Source organism: Actinobacillus minor NM305, assembly GCF_000175195.1.
Classification (GTDB): domain Bacteria; phylum Pseudomonadota; class Gammaproteobacteria; order Enterobacterales; family Pasteurellaceae; genus Haemophilus_A; species Haemophilus_A minor.
Genome location: NZ_ACQL01000091.1, coordinates 1 through 1,046 on the forward strand (window position 1 = coordinate 1; position 1,046 = coordinate 1,046).

The following is a 1,046-nucleotide window of genomic DNA, read 5'->3' on the forward strand; positions in this document are numbered from 1 at the left end:
GCCGAAGGCTGAGGGAGGGGGAAATGTGTAACGAAAGATGCCAAAATATATCCCTCCCCCTGTCCCCCTTCGTAAACGGAGGGGGAGAAATTTTAACCGCTTTCTATTTTGAGGATTTTATATGAACTTAAAAAAAATTTTAGGCATCGCCCTTGTTTCTGCATTAGCCTTAACAGGTTGTAAAGAAGAAAAAGCAGCAACTGCAGCGCCAGCTAAACCATTAAAAATGGGCGTAATGACCGGTCCTGAAGCGCAAATGACCGAAGTTGCGGTAAAAATCGCAAAAGAAAAATATGGTTTAGATGTAGAGTTAGTCCAATTTACGGAATACACACAACCAAATGCGGCACTACAAGCTGGTGATTTAGATGCTAACGCATTCCAAACCGTGCCATATTTAGAACAAGAAATGAAAGATCGTGGCTATAAATTAGCGGTTATTGGCAACACTTTAGTATGGCCAATTGCAGCATATTCAAAGAAAATCAAAAATATCTCTGAATTAAAAGACGGTGCAACAATTGCAATCCCAAATAACGCAAGTAATACCGCTCGTGCTTTATTGTTACTTCAAGCAAATGGCTTAATTAAACTTAAAGATCCTAAAAACGTCTTTTCAACGGAACAAGATATTATTGAAAACCCAAGAAATATCAAAATTGTTCAAGCCGATACTGCATTGCTAACACGTATGTTAGATGATGTTGATTTAGCGGTAATTAACAACACCTACGCAGGTCAAGCAGGTTTAAGCCCAGATAAAGACGGTATTATCGTAGAAAGTAAAGATTCGCCTTACGTGAATTTAGTAGTAAGCCGTGAAGATAATAAAACCCACCCACGTCTTCAAACTTTCTTAAAATCATTCCAAACAGAAGAAGTTTACCAGGAAGCATTAAAATTATTTAATGGTGGTGTGGTAAAAGGTTGGTAATTCCAACATAAATAGATCTTTTTATATAATATTAAAATCCGGATAAAGCAAATAACTTTATCCGGATTTTTTCGGTATTATGTAGCAGTTGCACAAAACCTAAAATGCAATC

General features: G+C 37.0%; 1 protein-coding gene. It reads left to right on the forward strand.

The annotated features are described in order from the left end of the window. Window positions 1-121: 121 nt before the first annotated feature. Complete coding sequence (locus tag AM305_RS05495; RefSeq protein ID WP_005823870.1) at window positions 122-934, forward strand: MetQ/NlpA family ABC transporter substrate-binding protein; 813 nt, start codon at window positions 122-124, stop codon at window positions 932-934. Window positions 935-1,046: the final 112 nt, after the last annotated feature.

Coding starts and splice junctions, on each gene's coding strand:
- AM305_RS05495 (WP_005823870.1), top strand. CDS start 122: ATGAACTTAAAAAAAATTTTAGGCATCGCCCTTGTTTCTGCATTAGCC.